Below are 21,548 nucleotides of genomic sequence, written 5' to 3'. Positions count from 1 at the left end.
TGATTAAATCAGGTTGTTCAGTAAGGCATGTTGAAGCAAAAGGATTGTTTTTACGTCTTTTACTTCGTTTGTACGTAGCTTATGTCTTATTTCCTCTCCTGTGAACTCCAGTACGTCGATATATTCACCTTCCTCTTTTAAGCCGCCTCCCTGTGCAATACGCATATCAGGAGTGTATTTGCCAACGAAGAAGTGAACGTATTCTGTAAAAGAAGATGGAGAAGTGTAACCTTCAGCCACTTTTTCTATTTCTGAAATTCTGAAGCCAGTTTCTTCTTCCACTTCACGAACGATAGCGTGTTCCGGCAATTCTCCTTCGTCTAATAGACCTGCACACGCTTCAAGAAGCTGCTGGTTGTTATCTAGATAAACAGGCAATCGAAATTGCTTGGTAAGGATCACTGATTTTCTGGCCTGGTCGTACAGTAAAATTGCAGCTGCAGGGGGGCGATGAAAGAGCACTCTTTCTAGAGTTTGTGTTTCTCCATTATGTTTCTTCTCAATACTTATCGACTCGAGCTTGCCGTGATGTTCTGATAAAGTTCGTCTTTCAAGGATTTTGATGTCTGGCATGTAATACTAACAATGTGAAGTATAGGTGAGTTTTTAATTTCTCAATTCTTCTATCTTTGCAGTCCTTATTAATACCCCTAAAGATGAATTTTGTAGAAGAATTACGTTGGAGAGGCATGCTTCATGATATCATGCCCGGAACTGAAGAGGAACTGAATAAAGGAATGGTTTCAGGCTATATAGGTTTTGATCCGACTGCGGATTCTCTTCATGTTGGCCATCTTACCCAAATTATGACGCTTATCCATTTTCAAAGGGCAGGTCATAAACCAGTTGCTTTAGTGGGTGGCGCAACAGGAATGGTGGGCGACCCCTCAGGGAAGTCAGCCGAGCGTAATTTGCTATCTGAGGATGCTCTTACGAAAAATGTTAATGCGCTGAAGTCTCAGCTAAAGAAGTTCCTCGATTTTGATAGTGATGCTGCAAATGCTGCGGAGATGGTGAACAATTACGACTGGTTCAAGAGCTTTAATTTCCTTGATTTCATCCGCGATGTGGGTAAACACATCACCGTGAATTACATGATGGCGAAGGATTCGGTGAGAAAGCGTTTGGAGGGAGAGACCGGCATGTCCTTTACTGAATTTACTTATCAGTTGGTGCAGGGTTACGACTTCTACTGGCTTTGGAAAAATAAGAATTGTATTGTACAAATGGGAGGATCAGACCAGTGGGGCAATATTGTTACCGGTACTGAGTTGATTCGTCGTAAAGATGCAGGAACTGCTTTCGCAATAACTACACAGCTCATCAAAAAGTCTGACGGGACCAAATTCGGAAAGACCGAAAGTGGAGCCGTGTGGCTCGATCCAAAGAAAACGTCCCCATATAAATTCTATCAGTTCTGGTTAAATGCAGCTGATGAAGATGCGAAGAACTGGATAAGGATCTTCTCATTAAAAGGAAAAGAAGAGATAGAAGCGATTGAACAAGAACACGATGCAGCACCGCATTTAAGGGTGCTTCAAAAAGCTCTAGCTGCTGAAATTACTGTCCGGACCCATTCGGAAGAGGCCTTGCAAACTGCATTAAAGACCTCTGGCTTTCTTTTTGGTAACGAGTCTGTAGATTTTCTTGAGAGCTTATCTGAGGATGAGGTTTTAGAGGTATTTGAAGGAATCCCACAGTTCCCTGTTTCAAAAGAGGAGTTAGCGGGAGGTATCTCTGCAACCGATCTTTTAGCTGAAAAAACAAAGGTGTTCCCGTCAAAAGGAGAGGCACGTAAGATGATTCAGGGTGGAGGAGTTTCGATAAACAGGCAAAAGATAGGTGATGCTTCTGAGAATGTTACTGCAGCGAGCCTCGTGAAAGGCAAATATTTAATCGCTCAGAAGGGAAAGAAGAATTACTTCCTTTTGATAGCTGAATAAAAATAATAAACACGAATTACACGAATTACACGAATTACACGAATTACACGAATTACACGAATTACACGAATTACACTTCCTAGACGCCGTTTTGAACTATACTTGTGTATTTCGCTTGCATTGTGCTTTTCGCTTCTTGAACTATGCTTAGTGAAATTAGTGTAATTCGTGCTTTTCACTACTTGAACTTAGCTTCGTTAAATCTGAGTAATTAGCACTTTTCAATCACTCGCCATGCATTCGTGAGAATTCGTGTAAATTCCCCTAATTCGTGCTCATATAAAATCGTGCTCATAAAAAACCTTATTGCACCAACAAATTACAACCCCTTATATCACTATTATCAAACCTTCCCAGTACTTCAAACCTCCCATCATCATACACCTTCCCTAAATCCTGGGTAGCAATAAACGAACAAGAGTATACATTAGCCAGATCAATCACATTGATTCCACCGGTTTGACCACTAGACAAATAAGACAAGGGATCATTAGTGTCTCTTATTAACACTTTCATCCATGCAGGGCACTCAAAAATTCCATCACCTTTGGAATAAGCCTGAGATAACAACTCCGTCATACCATACTCAGAATAGATCTTCGAAACACCAAAACCGGCCGTAAGTAAGCTATGCAGTTCTTCCCGGATCATCTCCTTTCTCTTACCTTTCATTCCCCCGGTTTCCATCACCATCAGCTCAGGGAAGGTAACTTCATAAACCTCAATAAAATCTAATAGGGCATAAGTAACTCCTATCAATATCACTTTCCTCTTTTGCTGCTTCAAAAGCTGCAGTTTCTGATAAAGCTCCTCATGGTTATATAGATAATATCCACTGTCTACATTTTGAGTTGCCCTGATAAGAGAATCAACCATGTAGATTAGAGATGAGCCATCACGTTCAAGATAGCTGGGAAGCAAGGCCAGAATTGTAATATCAGTAATATTTTCGTGCAATATTTCAAAACCTTTTTTGAAACTCTGTTCGTATAACCCGATGTCTTTAACTAAATGTTTACTTTGAGACATGCCTGTAGTTCCGGAGCTGGAGAATATAGTTTCAGCGCCAGTTACATCGCCTGTAATAACACGATGGCTTTTGAAGAACTCAATAGGGAGAAAAGGAATTTGCTCAATAGAACGGACCTTGCTTGCATCAATGTTCAATCCATTAACAAATGCCGAGTATACTTTATTTTCTTTTGCCTGATATCTGAAAATATCAAGGGCTTGGTGCTCAAAAGCTTCCGGAGATTGAATAGAGAAGATACCCTCTGTCGAAAAGTTACTCACATTGTAAAGATAAGACGCAAAATTAGTAAGATTAATAAGGATATTATCCTTTTAAATGCTCATAGTTTTGATGTAGAATGCGACATTTTTAAAAAAGAGTGAAGAAGGCTAATAACATTTCATTTCAGCCTTCTAATGTTTGGGAATTTATTAACATTGCTAGACGATTGTTCTGTAGTTATTTGTAGTTTTAATTATATTTAGCCCGTACATTAAAACTGTTCTAAATTGTACAGTTTTGTGAACAATTAGCGACTATAGCCGTTACTAGGGCGTCTTTAGTTTATTAGCTGGTAATTTGTAGCTATAGATTACAAGCAAAGTTATTTAACTTTAATGGTAGAAAAAGAAAACAAGGAATCTCTGCCCGAGTTCAGTCTCGAGCAGTTGGAGGAAGGTGTTCAACACGTCAACAATCCTATTATAGGATTAACACCGATTGAAAAACGATATCTGAAAGCCGTAAAGGAGTACGTGCAGAACGGGAATAATTTTTATTTCTCCGACGGTGAAGCCCGTGTAGAAGTAAGGGTTGTGAGTGATGAGATAATACGGGTAAGGTTGGCTCCCCATGGCACCTTTCTTGAAGAATTCTCTTATGCTGTAAGCAATCTTGACCAACGGGTTACCGTATTCTCATTTGACGAAGATGAGGAGTTCTACAAAGTAAAAACCAATACAGTAATCTGTAAAATAAATAAAGCAGACTTTCATATATCCTTTGAAGACAACCTTGGTCTAGTAACTAACGAAGACCAGATCCCTATGCACTGGGAGGAGAACGTTGATTTTGGGGGGTATTATGTTTTCTGTACGAAGAAATGTCCTGCCGACGAAAACTTCTACGGATTGGGCGACAAGCCTTCTGCTTTCAATATTAAAGGTCGTAGGTTCCAGAACTGGAATACCGACACCTACTCTTTCGCCCGCGATCAGGATCCTTTGTATCGCTCGATTCCTTTCTACATTGGGTTAAATGAAGGTGTAGCATACGGTATCTTCTTTGATAATACATATAAGACCCACTTCGATTTTGCACATCAGGAGCACGATAAAACGAGTTTCTGGGCAGATGGAGGCGAGCTCCAATATTATTACATACATGGGCCTCATATGATGGACGTGGTAAAGCGCTATCATACTTTAACTGGAACGCACCCGATGCCTGCTCAATGGACACTTGGTTTCCATCAATGCCGTTGGAGTTATTATCCGGAAAGCAAGGTGAAGAACCTGGCTAAGAACTTCCGTGATAGAAAGATACCTTGTGATGCTATCTATCTTGATATAGATTACATGGATGGGTACCGTTGTTTTACGTGGAACAAGAAGTACTTCCCGGATCCTAAACGAATGGTGAAGGAACTGTCTGATGATGGTTTTAAAACTGTAGTAATTATCGACCCAGGGATCAAGGTTGACGACAATTACTGGGTATTCCGTGAAGGAAAGGAAAATAAATATTTCTGCCGCCGTAGTGATGACTATTTCATGGAAGGCCACGTTTGGCCAGGAAGATGCCAGTTCCCGGATTTTACTAACCCAGATGTTAGAACTTGGTGGGGTGGTTTGTTCAAAGAGCTGGTAGAAGTTGGTGTAGCAGGAGTGTGGAATGATATGAACGAACCTGCTGTGTTTGGTTCAGGAACATTCCCTAACGATGTGCGCCACCAATACGATGGTCATCGCGGATCTCACCGTAAAGCCCATAACGTTTATGGAATGCAAATGGTGAGGGCTACTTACGAAGGCCTCAAGAAACTTCAGAAAAATAAGCGTCCGTTTACCATAACCAGAGCTGGGTATTCTGGAGTACAACGTTATTCTTCTGTGTGGACAGGGGATAACCTGGCATCATGGGATCATTTGAAATTGGCCGCGTTACAGTGCCAGCGTTTATCGGTTTCCGGTATTTCCTTCTGTGGAACTGACATTGGTGGATTTACAGGAGAGCCAGACGGTGAACTATTTACCCGCTGGATCCAGTTAGGTGTATTCACTCCTTTCATGCGCGCTCACTCTGCCGGAGATACCCGTGAACGTGAGCCATGGAGTTTTGGTAAGGACTATGAAGACATTAACAGGAAATTCATAGAGCTAAGGTACAGGTTACTCCCATACATCTATTCAGCGTTCTGGGAACAGCACCGCTATGGATTCCCAATTCTTCGCCCGGTAGTGATGATAGAACAGGATGTGAGACTGAACCTGCATCGTGAAGAAGAATTTACATTTGGTGATAAAATTCTTATTTCACCTGTAATGCAGCCTGGTCAAAAGTCAAAAGTTGTATACTTGCCGAAAGGTAAGTGGTTTGACTATTGGAGCCATGAGGAGTATGAAGGTGGAATGGAACATACCGTGCAAACACCTTTAGACAGCATGCCAATCTTCGTTAAGGCTGGTGCTGTTATCCCTGAGTGGCCATTAATGCAGTACGTGGGTGAAATTGAACCTGATGAGATCAAATTCCAGATCTATTATGCAGACTATGAGGTGAACTCATTCTATTATGAGGACCATGGAGATACGTTTGCTTACGAGCAAGACATCTACACAGAGAAGAAGTTTGTAGTAAAAGGAGATGCCACAAGTTTAAATATCAAACAGTTTTCTGAGGGATTATACACGCCCCGTTACGAGACTTATGAATTGAAATTGATAGGATTGCCGTTTTTACCAAGCAAGGTTTACATTGACGGGAAGGAACAGCAGCAGGAGTTAAGCTTTGATGAATTAAAACGTGTAATTATAAGAGCAAACAAAAATTTCAGAAATATCGAGATCTTAAAATAAATGGTAAATAAGCATGAGTAAGTCGAAAAAGAAACCTGCGGCCACAGAAATACTTCTGGCAGAACCAGAAGTAAAACCAACCGAAAACCATGTAAGGCCTTTTACTAGGTTTACAGACTTCGACATACATTTATTCAGAGCGGGAAAACATTACAAGCTTTATGAAAAATTAGGGTCTCATGTAATGGAACTCGAGGGCCGTGTTGGTACTTATTTCGCTGTATGGGCACCCAATGCCAGTTCTGTTTCTGTTATTGGTAACTTCAATGGCTGGAACAAAGGAGCTCATCAGTTATTCGTGCGCTGGGATAGCTCAGGAATATGGGAAGGCTTTATTCCTGAAATTGGAAACGGCGAAGTATATAAGTACTTTATAAAGTCAAATCAGGGAGAGGACCTCGAAAAATCCGATCCTTATGCTCTTAGATGGGAACAACCACCAAGAACAGCTTCAATAGTTTGGGATACTTGGTATGAATGGAAAGATGCCGAATGGATGCAGCATCGTTACGAGCATAACAGCCTGAATAAGCCCTACTCCGTTTATGAGGTGCACCTGGGCTCATGGTTGCGCAGCCCCGAAGATCCTGAGAAATACCTGGGATACCGCTTGATGGCTGATAAGCTGGTACCCTACGTAAAGGAAATGGGCTTTACTCATGTCGAGTTCATGCCACTGATGGAGCATCCCTACTATCCGTCTTGGGGCTATCAGATAACAGGGTATTTCGCGGCTTCATCTATCTATGGAACTCCGCAAGACCTGATGTATCTGATCGAGCAATTGCACGTGAACGGAATAGGCGTTATTATGGACTGGGTTCCTTCTCACTTTCCGGGTGATATTCATGGATTGTTCCGTTTCGATGGATCGCATTTATATGAACATGCTGATGAAAAAGAGGGATATCATCCCGACTGGAAATCATACATCTTCAATTATGGAAGAAATGAAGTCCGTGCTTTCCTTATAAGTAATGCAATCTTTTGGCTCGAGCGTTTCCACGTGGATGGATTACGCGTAGATGCGGTAGCTTCTATGCTCTACCGTGATTATTCACGAAGAGAGGGAGAGTGGATTCCAAACCAATATGGAGGAAGAGAGAACCTTGAAGCTATAAGTTTCCTTAAGGAATTCAATATAGCAGTGTACAGCCATTTTCCGGATGTTCAAACCATTGCTGAAGAGTCAACCGCATTTCCAGGGGTAAGTCGCCCCGTATTTAGCGGAGGATTAGGATTTGGAATGAAGTGGATGATGGGTTGGATGAATGATACCCTGAAGTACTTTCAACAGGATCCCCTGAACCGTAAATATCATCACGGGCAAATCACTTTCAGTACGGTATACGCCTTCACCGAAAACTTCATGCTGCCACTTTCTCACGACGAAGTGGTGCACGGGAAAAAGTCGATGGCATACAAAATGCCTGGAGATGAATGGCAGAAGTTCGCTAACCTGCGTACCCTGTATACTTACATGTTCACACATCCTGGAGCAAAACTTTTGTTTATGGGAGATGAGTTTGGTCAAACTTCTGAATGGAATGTGAACCATTCGCTCGACTGGCACTTGCTCGACTTCGCTCCGCACAAAGGGATACAAGAACTGATTAAGGGTTTAAACAATCTTTACAGAACAGAGCCGGGTCTTTATGAGAAGAACTTCGAGTGGGAAGGATTTAAATGGATTGAGGTTGGAGACTCAGAAAATTCAGTCTTAGCCTATTGCCGGAAGGGAAATACAGAAAATACTAAATTGGTAATTGTATTAAACCTTACTCCAATTCCAAGAAAAGATTACCGTGTGGGCTTGCCTCATCATGGAGATTGGGAGGTAATATTTAACTCTGACGACCCTAAGTTCTACGGAAGTGGTTTTGAGATAAAATCAAAAGTATCTACTGATCCGATTCATTGGCACGGAAGATCTCAATCTGCCTTGCTTGATTTGCCACCCTTATCGGGATTGGTCCTTAAACGATTCAACAGAACCGCCAAGTTTTGGTAGTCCATAAAACTAAAAAAGCTCCTTAACGAGGAGCTTTTTTAGTTTTATACTATTTATTTTATACAGTCTTAAATTCTGACAAGGCAGCTATTCCCAAACTTACTGCTAGCTCATCCAGATCTCTCACTACCGGTTCTACCAATGGTATACCGCTTATCTTCCTTTCTCTTTCTGCTTCCGATTCTGGTTCCCCCGGAATAATAACAGGCTGCGCAGCATCAATAGGCTTAGCTGACTTGAAGCGTTCAATCCAGTTATCCATATGGGCTTTAAACTCTTCTATTGGTCTAAACCCGTCAACCCGCATAGCTCCCAGAAAATGTCCTATACCTTGTCCCGGTAAATCTGGAAGAGGGTCTAGAAACGCGACAAAAGGAGGAACCCAAGGCCCATAATTGGCACCGGAAAGAACTGCAGATAATATATCTACTGTTGCACTTAGTCCAAAGCCTTTATGACTGCCATGGTCTCTATCGCTACCAAGCGTTAATAAAGAGCCACCTGTTTTCAAAGCATGTGCGTCTGTTGTGTTTTCTCCGGTCTGCGTTTGAACCCAGCCTTCAGGAATTGGTTTTCCTGCTCTTTGTGCAATTTCCAACTTTCCGTTTGCTGCAGCTGCTGTGGCCATATCAACCACTACTGGTTCGTGTTTTCCTGCTGGGAATGCATAACACATTGGATTTGTTCCTAAAAGCCTTTCCGTTGTAAATGTAGGAGCAACTAAAGGACTTGCGTTGGTCATTGCAAAACCAATCATGTCTTTTTTAACGGCCTCCAGTGCATGGTAACCAGCAATACCGAAGTGATTGGAATTCCTTACAGATACCCAACCCGAACCGTATGTCTCGGCCTTTTCTATCGCTAGCTTCATTGCGAAAGGAGCTACAACCAGGCCAAGTCCGCCATCTCCATCCACTGTTGCTGTTGTTGCTGTCTCGTGGGCTATGGTAATATTAGGGTTAGGATTAATTCTTCCCTTTTGGTATAGGCGTACATATCCGCTTAAACGCGCCACTCCGTGAGAGTCTATCCCTCGCAAATCCGATGCTAGTAGTACATCTGCTGCCAGTGATGAATGTTCGGCAGAACAGCCTATTTTCTCAAAAACTGCTTCTGTAAATTTTCGCAGTTTGTCTTCCTGAAAAATAATAGAGTTCATATTTAAGGTTCAAGAATAGTGAACTTGAAGTCGAGAGGTTTAAAATGACGAACTAATTCTTCAATAAAACCGTCGCCATGTTTGATGTAGAAGCAAGCAAAATTTTCAATCCGTTCTTGTAGACCATTCCCCGGGAAGTATTTGCTTCTAAGGCTATCGATCTTTTCAAGTATTTCATCATGATTGCGAACGTCGGCCTTAATCATCTTCTTTTCAAGATTATTGATCGCTTTCTGCAACCGAACCTTTACAGCTTCAGTGCTGGGACTTAAAGTAGGATCTATTTTATAAGTACGAAGTTTTATCTTTTCAAAAATAGAATTCAACTCTACCCATTCCGCTGAAAGGTTTAAAGTATGATTGGAGTGGTTTATGACCCATTCCTTTTTCAATTCTTCTGCAGGTCTAAAAATGTCTTTATGACAGATTTGAAGACGGCAAAGTTTGTTAGTAAACTCTTCGTGGGTGATCAGCGCAGAGTTTCTTAGAAGAAGTATAGGAAAATCGATCTTATAAAAATCAAAGTTAGATTTCAGTTGCAGCCAGTATACTATTTCAGCCCCTCCACCTATATAAGCTAGATTGGGTAGTATCACTTCCTGGTACAAAGGCCGCATTATTACATTAGGGCTGAACCGCTCAGGGTAGGCTTTTATTTCCTGTTGAAGTTCTTCTTTAGAGAACTTTAACTCCGTGTTCAAAACATAATATTTTCCGTTCTCGAATACTATCCGTTCACGAACACCTTCTATCATATAGAAGAAATTTATCTCACGGGCATTAACCTGAGTGTTAAAACCTGCCTGAGCCAAGTTTGAACTAGTCTGGTTTATTAAGCTAAAGCTTCTTTGATTAATAATATCTTCCTCCATGATAGAGGCAAACTGTTGCTTTAATAATTTCTCATCTGCGTCAACTACCAGAAGCCCGTAACTCTCGAATAAAGCATTGACAAGGTACCTCGTAGCGTCGGCCAGGGTGTTATGGTGCAAGTATGCCTGCTCAATTATAGCAGATAGCTTCGCAGAATTATCAGAAACCCCAAGTACCTGTTGATATTCTCTTAGCGCCTCCCTTATCGTAGAGGGATCAACTTTTCCGGTTGCTCCTGATACTTCACTATCCCAACTTATCTTTCTTCCGAGAAGGCTTGTATGATTAATTTCCGCAAAGTCATGATCTTCTGAAGCCATCCAGTAAACAGGTACAAAATCTTTATCAGGATAAGCAAGCTTGAGCTCTTTAGCAAGATTTATCGCCGTTACAATCTTATAAATGAAATATAATGGTCCGGTGAAGATGTTAAGCTGATGACCTGTTGTTACTGTGAACGTCTTTTCGTCTCGTAGTAGTTCTATATTTTTTTGAACAGCAGCCGAAAGGGTGGTTTTCAACCTGGAATATTGATTCAACAGTGTTTCAACTAAGATCGTTCTGTCTGCACCTACTTTTCTTTCATGCAACAGTTTTCCAAAGTTATCAAGCGTAGGAAAGTATGAGATGAAAGGATTCAGGTTAGGGTCATGTGCCAGGTAGCTTAATATAGTAGGAGAGAAGCTTTTAGTATCGCTGTAATTTATATAAGTGGCTTTCATGAATGGACTAAAATAAGGGGAATTTAAAACATTCCCCTTTGTCCTTTTATTATTTGACAATTTGTCCATACAGGTCGAAATCTTCCGCCCGTTCAATCTTTGCATTTACAAAGCTTCCTACGGTAGAATAATTAGAACTTGCATGAAGAAGCACCTCATTATCAACCTCTGGAGAGTCAAACTCTGTCCGGCCAACGAAGTAATCACCTTCTTTTTTGTCAATTAAAACCTTAAATGTTTTGCCAACTTTTTCCTGATTTATATCAAAGGAAATTCCTTGTTGAACTTCCATTATTTCCTCAACACGTCGCTCTTTCACTTCCTGAGGAACATTATCCTCTAATGTGTGAGCATGTGTTTTTTCTTCATGAGAATAGGTGAAACATCCCAGGCGGTCAAACTTTGTTTCCTCAACCCATTGTTTCATCTCCTGGAAGTCTTGCTCTGTCTCGCCAGGGTATCCGCAGATCAAGGTCGTTCTCAAAGCGATATTTGGCACTTTATCCCGGATCTCATTAACGAGATCAGTAGTCTTTTGCTTCGTGATCCCGCGGCGCATGGATTTTAGCATATTATCAGAGATATGCTGTAATGGCATATCTAAATAATTACAGATGTTCTCACGCTCGTTCATTACATCGAGGATCTCCATAGGGAACCCTGAAGGGTAAGCATATTGCAAACGGATCCACTCTACCCCATTTACGTCAGAAAGGTTACGTAGAAGATCATCAAGACGACGCTTACCATATAGATCAAGGCCGTAATAAGTTAAATCCTGAGCAATCAAAATAAGTTCCTTTGTTCCATTACGAACTAAACCCTGAGCTTCTTTTACAAGTTCCTCAATCGGCTTCGATAAGTGCTTGCCACGCATCAAAGGAATGGCGCAGAATGAACATGGGCGGTTACAGCCTTCGGCAATCTTAAAGTACGCGAAATGGGATGGAGTAGTTAATAGTCGCTCTCCGATTAATTCGTACTTGTAATCAGCACCTAAACTGGAAAGGATATTCTGAAGGTCGTTCGTACCGAAGTACGCATCTACGTTCGTTATTTCAGCCTCTAGTTCAGGTTTATACCTTTCGGAAAGGCAACCGGTAACAATCACCTTTCCAACCTTACCTTTTTCCTTAAGTTCGCTGTATTGTAAAATAGTGTCTATTGATTCCTGCTTTGCATTGTCAATAAAGCCACAGGTATTAATTACAACAATATCATCTTTACCCACTTTTTCAGCCTCGTGCACTACGTCCATTGCGTTACCTTTCAGTTGCCCCATAAGAACTTCCGAGTCGTAAACGTTTTTAGAACAACCCAGTGTAATAACATTTACTCTCGGTTTACTTATAGTGGATATTGTTTTCTTAGTTTTCATGAATGAATATGATAAACATCTGTTCAGACGTTATAAGGTATGCTAAATAAAATGTTTCAGGGAAAGCGCTTGTAAATCTCTTTTCTGTGTAAAACTCTTTCGAAAAAAATATCGTCGCCAACTATCTAATTCCAAGCCGATAATCTCCGACCCATATTCGATAGAAATTGTTAAAACCCGAGAGCTTTTTTAAGGAGGGTATATCATGTAGTTGACTAAGCCCCTTTATATCCTCAAAAACAAGTTTTTCAATTTTGGCTCTGACCTTAGAAGGCACTGCGGCAAGTTCTTTCAGGAAAACCTTATTGTAATGAGCATTCATTATCGAGCCTTATCAAGACCTTTATAATACTCAAGTGCCTCGTTAAACTGAAGATGGTCAGCGGGATCATTTTCTTCGATCGCTTGTGCAATAACTAATTCTTCTTTTGCTTCATTATCTAGAACTTGAGATTTAAAGCCCATTTTGGTCGCAAGCTCTTGCAAAAGAGAAATGTCCTGGTCATTAGTAGTATGTATAATGATACTAGCCATAACTAAAAATAAGTAAAACCTACTTAAATAACGACTCTACAAAGTCTTTCTTATTGAACAGCTGCAAATCGTTCATGGCTTCTCCTACTCCAATGTATTTAACCGGAATTTTGAACTGATCTGAAATTCCAATTACCACACCGCCTTTTGCTGTTCCATCCAGTTTGGTTAATGCAAGCGCATTGACGTCAGTTGCCTGCGTAAATTGTTTGCACTGCTCAATTGCATTCTGCCCAGTGGAGGCATCCAGCACCAACAAGATTTCATGAGGGGCACCAGGAACAACTTTTTGCATTACATTTTTGATCTTTGTAAGCTCGTTCATCAAGGCTACCTTATTATGTAACCGGCCAGCTGTATCAATTATAGCAACATCTTCTCCATTAGCCACAGCTGATTGAAGAGTATCAAAAGCAACTGAAGCCGGATCTGATCCCATCGGCTGTGCCACAACGCGCACATCTACACGTTCTCCCCAAAGTTTCAGCTGGTCAACTGCAGCAGCTCTGAAGGTATCTGCAGCTCCAAGTACTACCTTATTTCCTGCCTGTTTTAATTTGTGTGCCAGCTTACCAATGGTCGTAGTTTTACCAACTCCGTTTACGCCAACAACCATAATTACATAAGGCTTATGATGGCCATATTCGAAGCTTTGGAAATCGTTACTGTTATTTTCTGACAAGAGGTTCTGAATTTCCTCTCTCAGTATCCCATTAAGTTCAGAAGTACTTACATATTTATCCCTGGCCACACGCTCTTCAATGCGCTCAATGATTTTCAAAGTAGTGGTAACACCAACATCTGAAGTCACAAGTATCTCTTCCAGTTCATCCAGCACATCCTCATCAACTGTTGATTTGCCAATTACTGCCTTGGTGAGCTTTGAAAAAAGTCCTTCTTTAGTTTTCTCAAGCCCTTTGTCCAGAGCTTCCTGTTCTTCCTTCGGTGTTTCTTTCTTTTTGAAAAAATCAAATAATCCCATTGCTTATATATGCAGAATATAGATGTTTACAGCGCAATATAACTATTCTAACTCGCTATCAGTTATACAAAAAAACCGCAAAGAAGATTTCTGCTAAAATAGGGAACACATTAGCAGGTCCTTTATGGATATTAAAACTTAGCGAAGCGACTCCTTGAGGCCTTTGAAAACAATTAATAGCCTCAATAGAAACAAATTAAACTTTCATAAAAAAAGCCTTCCTGATATTTATCGGGACGGCTTTATGTTTTTTTAAAGAATTTTAACTACTGAGCTTATTAAGCTTTTGAATCAGCAATTGCGTCTTTAACGTGGTCGTTATGAACAATGATTTCTTTAAAAGAGTAAGCGCCGGTTTTAGGTGATTTCACCATGGTAATTACTTTAGAGTATTCTTTACCTTTACCAGTTTTTAGGGTTGCAACTACTTTCTTTGCCATCTTTTTATAATGATTGAATGATGAATGAGTGACCGAGTGAATTTTTTATTCTTCTGTCATTCATTCATTCTATCCTTAATTATTTAATTTCTTTGTGAATTGTTACTTTCTTAAGGAAAGGGTTGAATTTTTTCAACTCTAAACGCTCAGTAGTGTTCTTTTTGTTTTTTGTAGAGATATAACGAGACATCCCAGGTACGCCACTTTCTTTTTGTTCAGTGCATTCTAAAATCACCTGAACTCTGTTACCTTTCTTTGCCATTTTATGTTTCTTTTAAAGAATTAAACGTATCCTTTTTTAAGGAATTTACTAATTACAGCACTAATACCGTTTTTATTGATGGTTTTTACTGCTGAAGTAGAAACTTTCAGAGTAATCCAACGGTTTTCCTCAGGGATGTAAAATTTCTTTACCTGAAGGTTAGGATAAAATTTGCGCTTAGTCTTAACGTTTGAGTTAGAAACGTTGTGACCGTTCATTGGCGCTTTCCCAGTTAAATCACAAATTCTCGACATGACTATGTAGTGTATCTTGTTGTATAAATATCAGTCTCTTAAAGAGTTTGCAAATATCAGGAGAAAAAACTAAAAATGCAATATTATTTTATTTATTTCTAAAGGGAGGATATAGCAGGATGAAGCAGGATAAATTTTAGGAATTTAACTTTTCTTTAGGATAAAAATTTATAATTTAAGCCCCTGAGAAATATGTAATGCAAAGATAGGGCTTCCCTTTCTATCTTCTGCATTTGTAACCTATATTATAGTACTAACCGCAAAATTGAAATCTATATGCATCATGGACCTGCTGTAGAACTGGGCGTTGACAATGCCTCAAAAAAGAAGGCAAAACTGGGTGTCCGGTTTTTCTTCCTCTACCTGTTTTTTTACGCTGGGTTTGTCGCCATCGGAGTTTTAAACTATGAACTTCTAAGTAAAGAAGTAATAGCAGGTTTGAACCTCGCTCTTTTTTATGGTATCGGCCTCATTTTATTCGCTGTAATACTGGGTATCTTGTATAATAATTTCTGCTCGAGATACGAGGACGAATTAAATAAGGAGGAGAAGTCATGATCTACGGAATATCTTACATAGCACTGTTTTTTTTCCTCGTTTTCGTCGGCCTCGTACTTGGCTTGTCCTTTTATTTCGCAAGGAAAACAAGATCAGCATCCTCTTACTATGCAGCTGGTGGGCAAATTCATTGGGCTGTTAATGGTATTGCTTTCGCTGGCGATTATCTGTCAGCCGCTTCCTTTCTAGGTATCTGTGGAATGATTGCGACTTTCGGTTTTGATGGGTTCCTGTATTCAATGGGATTCCTGGCCGGTTGGATCGTTGCTCTTTTTCTAATAGCAGAACCTTTGAAGCGATTGGGAAAATATACTTTCACTGATGCACTTAACTCAACGTTCAATTCCAGAGCAATTACCTTAACCGCTGCTATAAGCACCCTGATTGTTTCTATTTTTTACTTAATACCTCAAATGGTTGGGGCGGGCGACTTAGTTACTCCCTTACTTGGCTTGCCGCATTGGGTAGGGGTGGTCTTGGTGGGAGTTGTCGTAATTGTAATTGTTGCAAGTGCGGGAATGACCTCTACTACCTACGTACAGTTCATTAAGGGTGGGCTACTTCTTTTATTGTCTACTGCTCTCACCATCTATATTCTTAAAAATGGTTTAACCCTTAACCCGCAGCATGGAGAGCAACGGTACCACCAGTTTGAACAAATAGCACCTCAACTTTCTGGGAGTACAGTTGTTGCTGCCGGCACCTGGAAAGTTATTTCCCAACAGGATGTGAAAGGAAAAACATTTGTGAAACTTGAAAAAGCAGGTATCAGCAGGTGGTTCTATTTAAGTAAGAACAGCGAGCGTCCTGTGCTGACAGAAGCTTTGTCTATTGAAAAGCAAGCATCAGGTACTACCTTATATAACGGAGAACCCAAAGCAAACGCCAAATTTTTTCCCGTTGGTCATCTAAGTAAAATTGTGGTCGATGGAAAGGAAGTAAAAGAAACTGGGGCCTTAGGTCCTCTGGAGTATCTATCTACCATAGAAAAAAGTGAAGTAGTACGCTTCTCTGAATCTAAATTTTCAGATGGAAATAATAAGGTAGCTGTCTATTACCAGAACCCAACTTCAGGGAAGGATTTTATGCTGCCTGGTTTGAAGTATAAAATAGGAAAAGGAGGTACCATCTGGAGTCGTATGGATTTTATTTCACTGATGCTGGCTCTTTTTCTTGGAACAGCGGCTCTTCCTCATATCCTGATAAGGTATTATACTGTAAAGTCCCAACGCGATGCGAGAAAGTCAACCATTCTGGCAATTGCGGCCATCGGCGCTTTTTATGTTTTAACTTTATTTATGGGCCTCGGAGCTTCTGTTAATGGGGTACTTGATGTTGAAAGCAGCAATATGGCGGCCCCTTTGCTTGCCCGAGCCTTTGGAGTGGTATTATTTTCGATTATTTCCGCTGTTGCTTTTGCAACTATACTTGGTACCGTGGCTGGCCTTATTATAGCGTCTTCCGGTGCTATCGCTCATGATTTAATGCATAATTATTTTGGCATGGACCTGAATGATAATAAAAAGGTTCAGGCTGGCAAGATCTCAGCTTTTGCGGTAGGGATGGTGGCAATTGCTCTTGGTATTGCATTTAAAGGAATGAATGTTTCTTTCCTGGTAGGCTGGGCATTTTCAATAGCTGCGTCGGCCAACTTACCTGCCATTCTATTCTTGCTGTTTTGGAAAAAGACCACGGCAAAAGGGATAGCCTGGTCAATAGTAACGGGGATCGTCGTTTCGCTGGCCATCATTTTAACCTCTCCGACTATGTGGGATAAGTACGGACTTGATCCTGCAAATGCTATTCATAAACTGGATAATCCCGCTGTTATTTCATTTCCCTTAGCCGTATTAGCAGCATATCTAATTTCTTTAGCTACACAAAAAGACAATTCAACTAAAATAAATCTTACAGAATCAAAACCTGATAATAGAAAAAAGATTATTTCAACATGAGTTTATTACAGATAAAATCTTTTGAGAACTACAAACGAGTTTACGACTATAGTGTAAAAGAGCCAGAGAACTTCTGGTCAGATATCGCAAGTACATTTCATTGGCGCAAGAAATGGGATAAAGTTTTAGACTGGGATTTTAAAGCTCCTGATATAAAATGGTTCCAGGGTGCTAAGCTAAATATTACAGAAAACTGTATCGACAGGCATCTGAATACCCTCGCTAATAAACCTGCCATTATTTGGGAGCCAAATGATCCGGATGAGGCGCATCGTGTATTGACATATAAGCAATTGCACGATAAGGTTTGTCAATTTGGTAATGTGCTTAAAAATAATGGGGTCAAAAAGGGTGACAGGGTATGTATATATCTTCCAATGGTACCTGAACTAGCTATTGCTGTTTTAGCCTGTGCCAGGATTGGTGCTATCCATTCAGTGGTTTTTGGCGGATTCTCTGCTCAGTCTATTGCCGACAGGATCAATGATGCTGAATGTGCCTTAGTGATCACCGCTGATGGTGGATTTCGCGGAACCAAGGATATTCCTCTTAAAAGTATAATAGATGACGCTTTAGTTCAGTGCCGCAGTGTTCAGAAAGTTATTGTCTTAACCCGCAGTCGCACGCCTGTTTCAATGATTAAAGGAAGAGATGTTTGGTGGGAAGATGAGATACGCAAGGTAGAAACGATGGGAAATCCTGAATGTCCGGTGGAAGAGATGGATGCAGAAGATGTTCTGTTCATCCTTTATACCTCAGGTTCTACGGGGAAACCTAAAGGTGTGGTTCACACCACCGGTGGTTATATGGTTTATGCTGGTTATACATTTGCTAACGTATTTCAATATCAGCCAGATGAAGTGTATTTCTGTACTGCAGATATTGGATGGATTACTGGTCATTCCTACATTGTTTACGGTCCACTTTCTCAGGGAGCTACTACTTTAATGTTCGAAGGAATTCCAACCTGGCCAACTGCTGGTCGCTTCTGGGACATTGTAGAGAAGTACAAGGTTAACATCCTGTATACTGCTCCAACAGCAATACGCTCTTTAATGAGTTTTGGAGATGAGCCTCTAAGGGATAAAGATTTCAGTTCTGTTACAAAATTAGGTTCTGTGGGAGAGCCGATCAACGAAGAAGCCTGGCATTGGTTTGACGAAAAGATTGGAAGTGGAAAAGCGCCAATTGTCGACACTTGGTGGCAAACAGAAACTGGAGGTATCATGATCTCTCCAATTGCTGGAGTAACTCCAACAAAACCGGGATACGCAACATTGCCTTTACCAGGTGTGCAGCCCTTATTAGTGGATGAGAACGGTAACGAAATTGAGGGGAATGGAGTATCCGGAAATCTTTGTATCAAGTTTCCATGGCCGGGAATGTTAAGGACAACCTGGGGAGATCATGAGCGTTGCAGGCAGACTTACTTTTCTACCTATGAGAATATGTATTTCACAGGAGATGGTTGCCTTCGTGACGAGGATGGATATTACCGGATTACCGGTCGTGTAGACGATGTATTGAATGTATCCGGGCACCGAATTGGAACTGCCGAAGTTGAGAATGCAATTAATATGCACTCGGATGTGGTTGAAAGTGCTGTTGTTGGATATCCTCATGAAATAAAAGGACAGGGGGTATATGCTTATGTTATTCTCGGTCAATCGAATCACGACCAAGAGTTAACCCGAAAAAATATCCTGCAGACTGTTACACGTATTATTGGGGCGATTGCCAAGCCAGATAAAATTCAATTTGTTTCGGGCCTGCCAAAGACAAGATCCGGTAAGATCATGCGCCGCATACTCAGAAAGATCGCTGAGGGTGATACGTCGAACTTGGGAGACACTACAACTTTATTAGATCCAGCAGTGGTGGAAGAAATTAAATCGGGCGCATTGTAGGTGAATCATCAGCGAGAGTTTATAAAACATTTACAACTAATAATCTGTTCTTGATACAACAAATACCTAATGAAATGGACAGATTAGAATTAAAAGGTAAGTGGAATGAATTGAAAGGTAAGGCGAAACAAGCTTATGGAGATCTTACTGATGATGATTTAGCTTACCAAGAAGGACAAGAAGATGAACTTTATGGCCGTCTGCAGAATAAAACTGGTAAAACCAGAGAGCAGGTAATTGACTGGTTAAGAAGTTTGTAATACTTCACTATTATAATAGGCTGTCTCAATTTTTCTGGGACAGCCTTTTTTTATGCCATCTATAATTAGAACACTTAAGTAGCATAATCTTCTATCCAAAACAATTATCATCCTTTAAGCATGTGTTTAAGGCTTAGATTGAACATTAGCAGGCATCTTGAATGGAAGACGGCTGGTTGAATAATAAAGATCCAAGATATTGACTGGTCGACACATTTGTATTTGTTACTGATTTAAATGCTATCATAACTTCCATTCTTAAACCCCTGCATTGAGATGGTATTTTTAAAAGCATACTGCCTTCTCTTCTGCAATATCCACCAATACCCGTCTCTGCAGTTGTGTTTGCAGAAAAGTAAATTGCATACATCAGTACATCTGAAATTTCCGCTCCATTCAGGCATACTGGATTCCAGGTTATTGAAATCGTCTCTTCATCTATCAATTCTGCTTTTGCATCCGGAGCGTGAGGCAAGTCTCCAATGCTAAAATGAGCCTTGTTATAGTCTATGGAAAAGCCTTCTGGTCCGCTACTCAAAGCGTGAGTTGCATTGTATGAATGAGCTGACATTCTTCCGGTAATAGAAGGGTTATAACTATCAAAACCGATCATAACCAGTTGATTTATGGGGGCAAGCCATTTTGAAACAAAGGTTAAAGCAGTTTGAGATTTCTTTTTTCTTTCTGATGTTGGTTTTGTTGATTTTTTAGGAAGACTGCGAAGGTTTGGTTTCCCCTTCCAGCTGCTTCCTACAACATGGCCAAGCTTTCCCCGGAAGGGGCCTAATGGTCCAAAATCGTAATGCGCCATAAATGTTTAGTTTCTGCAAAAATACAAAATATTTCATATAATACTTTGTTATTGTCTTGAAACGATATTCGTTTTAACTTTATCTCCAGCGTATTTCTTCCAACTCCTGTCGGTGGAAAGTCGGTCAAGATACGGTCCAGATATGGTTTAGATACGGTTAAAAGCAGGACAAGGTATCAGTTTTGTTATTTCTTTAGAGTTAAAATGACTTGAGGGGATGTGAAAGGGATTTGGATAGTAGTGCTTCGAAAATAATAAAGGCACCAAAGGGAAATACCCAAGGTGCCTTTATCAGAATTTATTTATTTTTAGTTAAGCCTTCTTCTTTCTTTCAATTACCTTCTGAACTGCTTTGATGATATGCTCTGCATCCAGACCATATTTGGTCATCAGTTCTGCAGGTTTACCACTTTCGCCGAAGCTGTCGTTCACTGCTACATACTCTTGTGGAGTTGGATTATGCTGAGCAAGAAGCTGGGCGATGCTGTCTCCCAATCCGCCTAAACGGTTGTGTTCTTCTGCTGTTACCACGCAGCCTGTTTTAGCTACCGATTTCAGTACTGCTTCTGCGTCTAATGGCTTAATGGTGTGGATGTTGATGATTTCTGCATCGATACCTAGTTCTGCCAGTTTTTCACCTGCCTGAATGGCTTCCCATACCAGGTGACCTGTAGCGAAGATACTTACGTCTGCGCCTTCGTTCACCATCCATGCTTTTCCAATCTCAAATTTCTGATCAGGATCAGTGAAGATGGGAACTACCGGACGACCAAAACGCAGGTAAACCGGACCATGGTGCTCGGCGATCGCCATAGTTGCAGCTTTAGTCTGGTTGTAATCACAAGGGTTGATCACTGTCATTCCGGGAAGCATTTTCATCATACCGATATCTTCCAGGATCTGGTGAGTTGCTCCGTCTTCTCCCAGGGTTAAACCTGCGTGAGAAGCACAGATCTTCACGTTCTTATCTGAATAAGCGATAGACTGACGGATCTGATCGTAAACACGACCGGTAGAGAAGTTAGCAAAAGTACCTGTGAAAGGAACTTTACCTCCAATAGTCATACCAGCAGCAATACCCATCATGTTTGCTTCTGCAATACCGATCTGGAAAAATCGTTCAGGAAACTCCTTAATAAAAGCTTCCATCTTTAGTGAGCCAACTAAGTCGGCACACAGTGCCACTACCTCAGGGTTCTTTTTACCAGCTTCCAATAAGCCCGCTCCAAATCCTGAACGTGTATCTTTCTTTTCTGTAAAAGTGTATTTCTTCATTTTTTAGCTGTGAGATATGAACCACCAGCTTTTAGCGTAAGCTATGCTAATGTTTCAAGTTCATCTATCAACCTTCGAGATTTTGCTTGAGCAGGAAGCTCAAAGCTGACCTCTCAAAGCTGAGGGTCTAATAAT

The 21,548-nt window shown here is 40.7% G+C and carries 19 protein-coding genes; 7 read left to right on the top strand and 12 right to left on the bottom strand.

Annotated features, from left to right (window positions below; translation table 11 throughout):
* Nucleotides 1-3 precede the first annotated feature (3 nt).
* Nucleotides 4-573 (bottom strand): NUDIX domain-containing protein, encoded by a 570-nt coding sequence (locus tag J4N25_RS26300; protein ID WP_207424879.1) that lies wholly within the window; start codon nt 571-573, stop codon nt 4-6.
* Between the two features lie 83 nt (nt 574-656).
* Between J4N25_RS26300 and tyrS the strand changes: the two genes are divergently transcribed.
* Nucleotides 657-1,943, top strand: a complete 1,287-nt coding sequence (tyrS, locus tag J4N25_RS26295) for a tyrosine--tRNA ligase (RefSeq protein WP_207424878.1) — start codon at nt 657-659, stop codon at nt 1,941-1,943.
* A 303-nt stretch (nt 1,944-2,246) separates the two neighbouring features.
* On the opposite strand, the gene J4N25_RS26290 is transcribed toward tyrS, so the two are convergent.
* Entirely contained in the window at nt 2,247-3,236 is a 990-nt protein-coding gene (locus J4N25_RS26290; RefSeq protein WP_207424877.1) for a LuxE/PaaK family acyltransferase, read from the bottom strand.
* Nucleotides 3,237-3,572: 336 nt separating this feature from the next.
* On the opposite strand from J4N25_RS26290, the gene J4N25_RS26285 reads away from it, so the two are divergent.
* Both J4N25_RS26285 and glgB read left to right on the top strand, forming a co-directional pair.
* The gene (locus tag J4N25_RS26285; protein WP_207424876.1) at nt 3,573-6,032 is read left to right on the top strand and encodes a glycoside hydrolase family 31 protein; all 2,460 of its coding nucleotides are present in this window, start codon (nt 3,573-3,575) and stop codon (nt 6,030-6,032) included.
* 13 nt (nt 6,033-6,045) lie between these two features.
* On the top strand, nt 6,046-8,043 hold the full coding sequence (gene glgB / locus J4N25_RS26280) for a 1,4-alpha-glucan branching protein GlgB (protein WP_207424875.1): 1,998 nt from the start codon (nt 6,046-6,048) through the stop codon (nt 8,041-8,043).
* Nucleotides 8,044-8,101: 58 nt separating this feature from the next.
* Here glgB and J4N25_RS26275 read toward each other — a convergent pair whose 3' ends face one another.
* The 8 genes from J4N25_RS26275 to rpmB form a co-directional block, all read right to left on the bottom strand.
* Nucleotides 8,102-9,202 (bottom strand): Ldh family oxidoreductase, encoded by a 1,101-nt coding sequence (locus tag J4N25_RS26275; RefSeq protein WP_207424874.1) that lies wholly within the window; start codon nt 9,200-9,202, stop codon nt 8,102-8,104.
* A 2-nt stretch (nt 9,203-9,204) separates the two neighbouring features.
* On the bottom strand, nt 9,205-10,797 hold the full coding sequence (bshC, locus tag J4N25_RS26270) for a bacillithiol biosynthesis cysteine-adding enzyme BshC (RefSeq protein WP_207424873.1): 1,593 nt from the start codon (nt 10,795-10,797) through the stop codon (nt 9,205-9,207).
* 49 nt (nt 10,798-10,846) lie between these two features.
* The gene (gene rimO, locus J4N25_RS26265) at nt 10,847-12,175 is read right to left on the bottom strand and encodes a 30S ribosomal protein S12 methylthiotransferase RimO (RefSeq protein ID WP_207424872.1); all 1,329 of its coding nucleotides are present in this window, start codon (nt 12,173-12,175) and stop codon (nt 10,847-10,849) included.
* Between the two features lie 321 nt (nt 12,176-12,496).
* Nucleotides 12,497-12,709 carry a hypothetical protein gene (locus J4N25_RS26260; protein WP_207424871.1) on the bottom strand — a complete coding sequence of 71 codons (213 nt, stop codon included), beginning with the start codon at nt 12,707-12,709 and terminating at the stop codon, nt 12,497-12,499.
* Nucleotides 12,710-12,728: 19 nt separating this feature from the next.
* Nucleotides 12,729-13,691 (bottom strand): signal recognition particle-docking protein FtsY, encoded by a 963-nt coding sequence (gene ftsY, locus J4N25_RS26255; RefSeq protein WP_207424870.1) that lies wholly within the window; start codon nt 13,689-13,691, stop codon nt 12,729-12,731.
* A gap of 278 nt (nt 13,692-13,969) precedes the next feature.
* The gene (locus J4N25_RS26250) at nt 13,970-14,131 is read right to left on the bottom strand and encodes a DUF4295 domain-containing protein (protein WP_207424869.1); all 162 of its coding nucleotides are present in this window, start codon (nt 14,129-14,131) and stop codon (nt 13,970-13,972) included.
* Nucleotides 14,132-14,210: 79 nt separating this feature from the next.
* Nucleotides 14,211-14,393: a 50S ribosomal protein L33 gene (gene rpmG, locus J4N25_RS26245; protein WP_207424868.1), complete on the bottom strand. Its 183-nt coding sequence runs from the start codon at nt 14,391-14,393 to the stop codon at nt 14,211-14,213.
* A 20-nt stretch (nt 14,394-14,413) separates the two neighbouring features.
* Nucleotides 14,414-14,647 (bottom strand): 50S ribosomal protein L28, encoded by a 234-nt coding sequence (gene rpmB, locus J4N25_RS26240; RefSeq protein ID WP_207424867.1) that lies wholly within the window; start codon nt 14,645-14,647, stop codon nt 14,414-14,416.
* A gap of 276 nt (nt 14,648-14,923) precedes the next feature.
* Here rpmB and J4N25_RS26235 point away from each other — a divergent pair, with 276 nt between their 5' ends.
* The 4 genes from J4N25_RS26235 to J4N25_RS26220 all read left to right on the top strand — a co-directional run bounded on the left by J4N25_RS26235 (nt 14,924) and on the right by J4N25_RS26220 (nt 19,327).
* Nucleotides 14,924-15,205 (top strand): DUF485 domain-containing protein, encoded by a 282-nt coding sequence (locus J4N25_RS26235; RefSeq protein ID WP_207424866.1) that lies wholly within the window; start codon nt 14,924-14,926, stop codon nt 15,203-15,205.
* The gene (locus J4N25_RS26230) at nt 15,202-17,160 is read left to right on the top strand and encodes a solute symporter family protein (protein ID WP_207424865.1); all 1,959 of its coding nucleotides are present in this window, start codon (nt 15,202-15,204) and stop codon (nt 17,158-17,160) included. Before J4N25_RS26235 ends, J4N25_RS26230 begins: the two co-directional genes overlap by 4 nt.
* Complete coding sequence (acs, locus tag J4N25_RS26225) at nt 17,157-19,067, top strand: acetate--CoA ligase (protein WP_207424864.1); 1,911 nt, start codon at nt 17,157-17,159, stop codon at nt 19,065-19,067. Before J4N25_RS26230 ends, acs begins: the two co-directional genes overlap by 4 nt.
* 74 nt (nt 19,068-19,141) lie before the next feature.
* The gene (locus J4N25_RS26220; protein WP_207424863.1) at nt 19,142-19,327 is read left to right on the top strand and encodes a CsbD family protein; all 186 of its coding nucleotides are present in this window, start codon (nt 19,142-19,144) and stop codon (nt 19,325-19,327) included.
* A 145-nt stretch (nt 19,328-19,472) separates the two neighbouring features.
* Here J4N25_RS26220 and J4N25_RS26215 read toward each other — a convergent pair whose 3' ends face one another.
* Nucleotides 19,473-20,138, bottom strand: coding sequence for a DUF6266 family protein (locus tag J4N25_RS26215; protein ID WP_207424862.1), 666 nt, complete (start codon nt 20,136-20,138; stop codon nt 19,473-19,475).
* A 312-nt stretch (nt 20,139-20,450) separates the two neighbouring features.
* Nucleotides 20,451-21,413, bottom strand: a complete 963-nt coding sequence (locus J4N25_RS26210; RefSeq protein ID WP_207424029.1) for a transketolase family protein — start codon at nt 21,411-21,413, stop codon at nt 20,451-20,453.
* Nucleotides 21,414-21,548 lie beyond the last annotated feature (135 nt).

The organism is Desertivirga brevis (assembly GCF_017355835.1).
The sequence above is the reverse complement of the archived record's forward strand: the minus strand, read 5'-3'. Positions and strand labels throughout refer to the sequence as shown.

Coding starts and splice junctions, on each gene's coding strand:
- J4N25_RS26260 (WP_207424871.1), bottom strand. CDS start 12,709: ATGGCTAGTATCATTATACATACTACTAATGACCAGGACATTTCTCTT.
- acs (WP_207424864.1), top strand. CDS start 17,157: ATGAGTTTATTACAGATAAAATCTTTTGAGAACTACAAACGAGTTTAC.
- J4N25_RS26230 (WP_207424865.1), top strand. CDS start 15,202: ATGATCTACGGAATATCTTACATAGCACTGTTTTTTTTCCTCGTTTTC.
- J4N25_RS26300 (WP_207424879.1), bottom strand. CDS start 573: ATGCCAGACATCAAAATCCTTGAAAGACGAACTTTATCAGAACATCAC.
- glgB (WP_207424875.1), top strand. CDS start 6,046: ATGAGTAAGTCGAAAAAGAAACCTGCGGCCACAGAAATACTTCTGGCA.
- tyrS (WP_207424878.1), top strand. CDS start 657: ATGAATTTTGTAGAAGAATTACGTTGGAGAGGCATGCTTCATGATATC.
- rpmB (WP_207424867.1), bottom strand. CDS start 14,647: ATGTCGAGAATTTGTGATTTAACTGGGAAAGCGCCAATGAACGGTCAC.
- rpmG (WP_207424868.1), bottom strand. CDS start 14,393: ATGGCAAAGAAAGGTAACAGAGTTCAGGTGATTTTAGAATGCACTGAA.
- J4N25_RS26285 (WP_207424876.1), top strand. CDS start 3,573: ATGGTAGAAAAAGAAAACAAGGAATCTCTGCCCGAGTTCAGTCTCGAG.
- J4N25_RS26275 (WP_207424874.1), bottom strand. CDS start 9,202: ATGAACTCTATTATTTTTCAGGAAGACAAACTGCGAAAATTTACAGAA.
- J4N25_RS26235 (WP_207424866.1), top strand. CDS start 14,924: ATGCATCATGGACCTGCTGTAGAACTGGGCGTTGACAATGCCTCAAAA.
- J4N25_RS26215 (WP_207424862.1), bottom strand. CDS start 20,138: ATGGCGCATTACGATTTTGGACCATTAGGCCCCTTCCGGGGAAAGCTT.
- J4N25_RS26210 (WP_207424029.1), bottom strand. CDS start 21,413: ATGAAGAAATACACTTTTACAGAAAAGAAAGATACACGTTCAGGATTT.
- rimO (WP_207424872.1), bottom strand. CDS start 12,175: ATGAAAACTAAGAAAACAATATCCACTATAAGTAAACCGAGAGTAAAT.
- bshC (WP_207424873.1), bottom strand. CDS start 10,797: ATGAAAGCCACTTATATAAATTACAGCGATACTAAAAGCTTCTCTCCT.
- J4N25_RS26220 (WP_207424863.1), top strand. CDS start 19,142: ATGGACAGATTAGAATTAAAAGGTAAGTGGAATGAATTGAAAGGTAAG.
- J4N25_RS26250 (WP_207424869.1), bottom strand. CDS start 14,131: ATGGCAAAGAAAGTAGTTGCAACCCTAAAAACTGGTAAAGGTAAAGAA.
- ftsY (WP_207424870.1), bottom strand. CDS start 13,691: ATGGGATTATTTGATTTTTTCAAAAAGAAAGAAACACCGAAGGAAGAA.